This window comes from Psychrobacter okhotskensis, assembly GCF_013248965.1.
GTDB classification, from domain to species: Bacteria; Pseudomonadota; Gammaproteobacteria; order Pseudomonadales; family Moraxellaceae; genus Psychrobacter; species Psychrobacter okhotskensis.
Map to the genome: position 1 here is coordinate 1 of NZ_JABRVQ010000047.1, position 6,270 is coordinate 6,270.

The following is a 6,270-nucleotide window of genomic DNA, read 5'->3' on the forward strand; positions in this document are numbered from 1 at the left end:
CCGCGCTGCCTTTGTTGCTCCAATGCTGCCTCTTTTTGTTTTTGCTCATTCTCGCGTTTAGTCTTAACGCCCTGAGCCATTGCCATGGCTTTTGCTACCGCATCGAGCGTGGGTGCTTTAGGCTTTTTGATGGGTTCATCTGCTACGGTTGTCCTGCTTGGCGTGGGTAAATCAATACTGATCGCCTTTGTTGATGGCGGTATGCTGTGTTCAATGTCTTGGACTTTATGACCATTCAAGATAATGGCATCAGCGGCATCATTCACGATCTGATTTTTGGTAAGCTCTACGCCCCATACCAGCTCGTTACGCTCGTTAATTATTTCATTGATGGTGCCGAGCTGTGTTGCTGGCGTTTTATCAATCTCGTAATGCTTGCCTTCTTCTTTGGCTTGTTCAGCTTTTCTTAGCTCTCGCTCGTATTTGTCACGTTCCAGCTTGGTAGCGACTGATCCCATTTTGAGCTGTGGCTCAATATCAATCCCTTGCGCGGCATAGCTGCGACTATCAATCAGTTTATGGTCATGCTCGGCTAGTTTTTCGTTGGCGATCTGCTCCCATATTTGGCGAACGTCTTTGATCTCATGGCTCACTCGTGCCATGCCAAGCGAACGCCGCTTATTATCTGACAGCTCAATACTGGCTTTGTCGGTTAGTATGATCTCGTGATTACCGTCAAGCGCTGCGGTGCGCGTGGTGAATAGGATATGAGCGTGGAAGTTGCGCGGGTCTGCGCCCCGATCAATCTCTTTTTGAGTTGGCTCATGAATGGCGCAATCAGCAATGGTGCCGTAACGGTCTGCTAAGGTTTGGGCGAACTGATGCGCTAACTCTTTTCGATCTTCTGCGCTTAATTCATAAGGTAGATTGACCAGCCATTCGCGAGCCACTCGCGCATCGACTCGCTTCTCGGCAGCTTCCGCTTTGTTCCATAACTCACTGCGTGAAATTTCAGCATTGGCTGCTGCCAATGCTGTCGGCAAAATAATATACGCACTCATTACCCCATGCTTTTTTGAGTAATCATGGGTCTTACCATATCGCTTATCTTCAAGCTCAACCCCTGCGCGATAGCTCGCACTGGCAACGGCACTTTGCCCCTTACCTCGTGATATGGATTTGGTCGATGCGATAAAAATAGCCATTTCTATAAGCTCAGATTTTTGGTTTTTAGCACTACGTCTTTTCGTAGTGCTGGGGGTGTGGGGGTTTGCCCCTGCCGATGTTTTGATTTTATAAATGTGTGACCGGTAGGGATAAACATTTGTAAAGTCGAAAACTCGCACTTGTCAGTGGGACTCAACTATCCGTCAAATAACTATATCATAAACTGTTGTTAGGTATTGGCGAAGTTGCTATAGTTAAGTACATGAATAATTTGATAATTCAAGGAACGGTTATGAGCTTACTCGGTGGTAATGATTTAAAGGAACAGCAAAAAATTAATGAGCTTGAGCTTAAGATCAATAGAGAAAAGCAGAAGCTAGATAAGAAACTGACACGGCAAAAAATACTACTGGGCGCTTTTCTGGTAGATGCTTTAGAGAAGGATTCAGTAGACGGTTTAAGGGAATATACAGCCGATAATCTGTTGGGTTTTCTGACCAGACAAACGGATAAGGAGTTGATGGCAGATTTGATAAAGGGGCTTGGTGGTAAGGTCGAGACTAAAACAGATTCTGAGTCGCTTTAACAATTTTTCCAGTCAAAGGCGTTTAATGATGAAATACAACTTAAAGGAATTTGATCTTATCAAGAATAGTTTTATTAGCATGAAAAACAATACTCCCTTGTTATACTCTAAGACTATTATATATGTGCTTAATGAATATAAGGAAATTTTTAGCAGTGCACCGGTCTCTGATTATGGACTTTTGAATTATAAAAATTTAGATCCAAATTGTTATCCAATAGAACAAGCTAGTATTAGTGAAGAAAGAGTAAAATTGCTTGTCAATCGTCTAGTATCTATAAAATTTCAAGATATAGATACATTCGCAATGTTTCTTAGAAGTGATATAGAGCATTTATTTTATTTTGAACTGAGAGACTATATATGTCCAAACTGTGGTTCGGAAGGTGGTGGCGAAGTGTTATTGACAAGATACGAAGGCTATAGTCCTCTTTCTTTCTTATGCCTTTCTTGCAGTTATTCAAGATTTTTGAAAGGTGGTAAACCAGAAGATTATGTGACTTTCGTACCTCTAACGACAGAAGAACTTAAAGAACACGGTTATTTACAGTAAATTGTAATAAATAACTTGTGACTTTCAGATAGATATTAGCACGTAGATACTATAGGGAGGAAATCAGGCGCCTTCACTGGTTCGGTACCCTAGTGAGGACTTGAACCTTTGGCTGTGGGCTATATACGATAGTAGATACAGCCATCAAGATTATGACAGTGTACTTGGTGGTGTACATGAACTGAGCTATTCTAATATAAATATTAACTAAAGGCGCTCTGCTAACAAATTATGATAAATACTATATTTACATCAAAGATTGATTTTTGGTTGGCGTTTTTAATATTGGGTTCTAGCTTACTACTCGTTTTGGTGCCTGTATGGGAATGGATGTACAACAATAGTTCTATTAAAAGAATAATATTTATAAGCCTTTTTACCATACCAACTGCGTTACTGCTATTGGTACTGTTTTTTAATATAAAGTACACTTTGACAGCTGACACATTGTTAGTGAAAAATGGTTTTTCTACTCAGAGTATCTCGTTAGAAGACATTACCCATATCACTCCTACCAGCAGTACTTTATCTGCTCCAGCACTGTCTTTAGATAGGATTGAGATAAGATATGAAGGTGGTAGCATAGTGATATCACCAAAAGACAAAGATAGGTTCTATCATGCAATACAAGAACGTGTACCAGCATTAAAAACCGATGATAATAATGGGCTGATAAAGAGATAGCCTATAGTTCGATGCGCTATACAGGCTTCGAACTAGAGTCAGATAGCTATAGCTACGTTAGTTTTTAGCAAGTAAATTAAATAAAGCTTTCAGCCCACAGGTCAATGATAATAGGTACTTGGCACAAACCAAAGTTCTTTATTTTTCAAGCAAACTATTCATTTTTTCTTGAGATATTAGACCCTTTATACACATATCCGCAAGAATATCTGTTCTATCATCCTCTCCTTGCTTAATTTGAAATATCAAACAATCAAAATCTTTAGATTTAATAATAGTTAATAATTTTCTTTCAAGAATTAGTGAGAGCTCTTCGGACACTTTGAAATCACTACAAAGCACATAAACCACAAAATCTATAACAAACATTTCCACGTCTGAAAATCCAACTTCAAAACTGTAAGTAACGTAGTCTAGCGCCTTATCATAAGTTAGATCTGTTTCTGGCTTAGAAACTAAGTTTGAGTAAAAACTATCAAGTACACTATGTCTAATATCTGTATAACTTACTGACTGCATAAATTCATCTCCTTGAATTTTAAGGTATACCCCAGCGGAACCAGCTATTTCACCCTTCAAACCCATTAACAGACTACTTAAAACAGACCGCTATAATGGAACCATTTATAATAGACCGCTAGTCTTAATACTCTAAATAATCCCTGATTGGACGTTTCTTAAATTGAGAAGCGTCTTTTTTAAGGCGATTAATCATTTCAAACTCCCATCCTTGCTGCGACTGTCCAGCTGGGCTAGTAGGGCTAACCATGTGATTATAGTCAGTAATAAACTGAGGGTTACGGGCAATACGTCCTAGCTGCTTATCATTTAGATCTTCAACCGTAAACATATCTGCTGTATCAACATCACGCAGCTTACTTGTTTTGTCTGTTTTACTCTTCAGTTTCTCATGAACTGTAAACTTAAAGCCTGTAATAGTCCTACCTTTTTTGACCTGTGAATAACTGACTTTAATATCTGATTTTTCATTAATTTCTTTAACAGCAAGGTCTAAGACCCTTAGTTTAAAGTTACCCATACGCTTGTATTCGTGATCTTCCACACCTAACTGGTCTCTAAATTTATTAAGCTCAAACAAGGGCGTTTGCTTAGCAGCTACCCACTGTACGAGTAGCTCATACAATCTAACGGAGTAAATACTATCCATATTGGCGGTTTGCTCAAGCAAGTATGAAGTGAAAAACTCTTCTGCACCATCGATACGACTAATACCATTAACCACAGCAAGCGTAAATACCAACTCAATTGCACCTTCATCATCAAGATAAGTAACTTGCTGAACCCAACGTGATTTAATCAGCTTTCCTCTTTCATCTATATAACTAAAACGTCTATTAAATAAGTTTTCCTCAGCATCTTTCATACGCTTATAACCATTTTGACGCGTTGTTTCAAAAATTTCTGCGTAGCGCAAAGCATCAATGCGTAACGGCTTATCGGTACTCAATCCTGTATTCGTTTCTCTCGCATCTACTATTGCTAATTGAATGATACGAATTTCAGGCAATGAGAGATTCTGTAATGCTGAATTCAGCTGATTTGTTTTAACGACTAAGTTACCTTTTGACATTTGATTCATCCATAAATTAAATAATAACTACGCTATCATAATGAGGTATATTAATCTACTCAAAAAAACAAGTAGTTTAATGGTAACTAGACGTAGTCATATGGGTAACTAGACGTAGTCATATGGGTAACTAGACGTAGTCATATGGGTAACTAGACGTAGTCATATGCAGGCTACAGCCCTCTGATTGTAATGGCTGTAGCCTGTCTAAAAGCATTTAAAAGCATTTAAAAGCATTAAAAGCATTTTTTCTTTTTTTTATTAACTAAAAAGATAAGCGTTTTGAGCTATCTAAATTTGCAGTATTGATATTTGTCTGTACCTATAAAACAAGATTTTGGCTTGATTCTCGCATAGTAACCATCTTGACCTCTAACCACATTATCAACGACAACAGCTTTCTCTAAACTTTGATAATCAGCCTTACGCTGAGCTATCTCTGTTTTACTAGGGACAAGTAGCAAAACAGACAATAACGTAAGGGCAAATATACAAGCACAGATACCACCTACGAGAGCAGAAGCCTTCCAGCTTAGTGATCTAGCAAATTCATCCGATAGCGCTTTGGTATATTGTTTAGCGCCTTCTTTAGCTTCTGTTCTAACGTTGGTTAATGTGTTTTTGGCATCATTAGCTAACTGCCGATTTTGATCTTGAAACTCAGTCGCAAAGAAGCTCAAACTCTTAAAGTTAGCATCAAAGGTTTTTTTCATATCTGATGATAATATGGATAAATCATTAATACTGGTGGTGGCTAGGTTTACAGTTTGTACTAAGTGATGATTGGCCTTAGCAACATGACCAGCCACGCCTTGTGTTAACTGGTTATGATAGTGATTCAGCACCGCAGAAACTTCTTTGCTAACCTCTTTAGCTGCACCAATAGCAATCGCTGATTTGATGACATTTTCTCGTTCTTGATAATCTTTGAGCTGGGCTATTAGATCGTTTACCAGCTTGGCGTTTGCTGCATCTCTGTCTTTGGTAGCTTGATCTTTTTCGTCTATCCTCTCTAACAAGGCCGTATTATGCTCGGTGAGCGTTGCAATGGCGGCAAGTAGGTCTTCAAGGTTGGGGGTCTCTGACATTTTTTATCTTCCTAATCCATAGCTGCGGCTGCGATTTATCTCGTTACTGTAGTCTGTAACCTCTTTTTGGACGCTCTGTAGCGCTTGCTGCTGGTTTTTTTCGATGGTTTGACTGTGATTGTCTACAAATTCACTTAAAACGCCTTGTAGGGCTGCTGTGTGCGTTTTACGCTCACTGGTATAGTGTAGATTTTTGATCTCATTCAGTGCTTGCTGTGATTTGTCGCTCACTAAGTCCGTTAACGCGCCACGCTCATTTGACGCAAGCTCGCGCTGTCTCTGTGTGGTGTCTGGGTTGTCTGTGTATTGATTGAAGCTGTGCATGACCTCATTAGCGACTGAAATCGCTAAAATAAGTTTGCCGGTCTTGCTGTTTGGATCAATCCCTTTCTGCGTATGCTGTTCTAATTGTGCCATTACAGATGCATACAGCGCTTTTTTGTCAGCAAGGAATTGCTTGTTTTCAAGCGCAAGCTGCCTTGCTTTGTCGGCTCGTGCCTGTTCAATGCGCTCACGTTCGGCTTGTTCACGTTTTTGTTGTTCGGCAAGGCCGCGCTGCCTTTGTTGCTCCAATGCTGCCTCTTTTTGTTTTTGCTCATTCTCGCGTTTAGTCTTAACGCCCTGAGCCATTGCCATGGCTTTTGCTACCGCATCGAGCGTG

The 6,270-nt window shown here is 39.6% G+C and carries 8 protein-coding genes; 3 read left to right on the plus strand and 5 right to left on the minus strand.

The window, feature by feature from the left end; genetic code table 11:
• A partial coding sequence (locus HQR03_RS13795; protein ID WP_173240588.1) for a MobA/MobL family protein occupies positions 1-1,145 on the minus strand: 1,145 nt, incomplete at its 3' end.
• A gap of 254 nt (positions 1,146-1,399) precedes the next feature.
• Between HQR03_RS13795 and HQR03_RS13800 the strand changes: the two genes are divergently transcribed.
• From HQR03_RS13800 to HQR03_RS13810, 3 genes are all read left to right on the plus strand, one after another.
• A complete protein-coding gene (locus tag HQR03_RS13800; protein ID WP_173240590.1) occupies positions 1,400-1,693 on the plus strand; it encodes a mobilization protein MobS in 294 nt (97 codons plus the stop codon).
• 28 nt (positions 1,694-1,721) lie between these two features.
• Positions 1,722-2,246 (plus strand): hypothetical protein, encoded by a 525-nt coding sequence (locus HQR03_RS13805; RefSeq protein ID WP_173240592.1) that lies wholly within the window; start codon positions 1,722-1,724, stop codon positions 2,244-2,246.
• Positions 2,247-2,477: 231 nt separating this feature from the next.
• Positions 2,478-2,930: a PH domain-containing protein gene (locus tag HQR03_RS13810; protein WP_144298059.1), complete on the plus strand. Its 453-nt coding sequence runs from the start codon at positions 2,478-2,480 to the stop codon at positions 2,928-2,930.
• A 138-nt stretch (positions 2,931-3,068) separates the two neighbouring features.
• Here HQR03_RS13810 and HQR03_RS13815 read toward each other — a convergent pair whose 3' ends face one another.
• The 4 genes from HQR03_RS13815 to HQR03_RS13830 form a co-directional block, all read right to left on the minus strand.
• Positions 3,069-3,515 (minus strand): hypothetical protein, encoded by a 447-nt coding sequence (locus HQR03_RS13815; RefSeq protein WP_173240594.1) that lies wholly within the window; start codon positions 3,513-3,515, stop codon positions 3,069-3,071.
• 58 nt (positions 3,516-3,573) lie between these two features.
• A complete protein-coding gene (gene repM, locus HQR03_RS13820; protein WP_173240596.1) occupies positions 3,574-4,521 on the minus strand; it encodes a replication initiation protein RepM in 948 nt (315 codons plus the stop codon).
• A gap of 287 nt (positions 4,522-4,808) precedes the next feature.
• Positions 4,809-5,609, minus strand: coding sequence for a hypothetical protein (locus HQR03_RS13825; RefSeq protein WP_173240598.1), 801 nt, complete (start codon positions 5,607-5,609; stop codon positions 4,809-4,811).
• Between the two features lie 3 nt (positions 5,610-5,612).
• Positions 5,613-6,270: hypothetical protein (locus HQR03_RS13830; protein ID WP_244952045.1), on the minus strand; the 658-nt coding region annotated here is incomplete at its 5' end.

Bases quoted from the DNA above. Each gene is read 5' to 3' on its own strand.
- HQR03_RS13825 (WP_173240598.1), bottom strand. From the start codon at position 5,609: ATGTCAGAGACCCCCAACCTTGAAGACCTACTTGCCGCCATTGCAACG.
- HQR03_RS13810 (WP_144298059.1), top strand. From the start codon at position 2,478: ATGATAAATACTATATTTACATCAAAGATTGATTTTTGGTTGGCGTTT.
- HQR03_RS13805 (WP_173240592.1), top strand. From the start codon at position 1,722: ATGAAATACAACTTAAAGGAATTTGATCTTATCAAGAATAGTTTTATT.
- HQR03_RS13800 (WP_173240590.1), top strand. From the start codon at position 1,400: ATGAGCTTACTCGGTGGTAATGATTTAAAGGAACAGCAAAAAATTAAT.
- repM (WP_173240596.1), bottom strand. From the start codon at position 4,521: ATGTCAAAAGGTAACTTAGTCGTTAAAACAAATCAGCTGAATTCAGCA.
- HQR03_RS13815 (WP_173240594.1), bottom strand. From the start codon at position 3,515: ATGGGTTTGAAGGGTGAAATAGCTGGTTCCGCTGGGGTATACCTTAAA.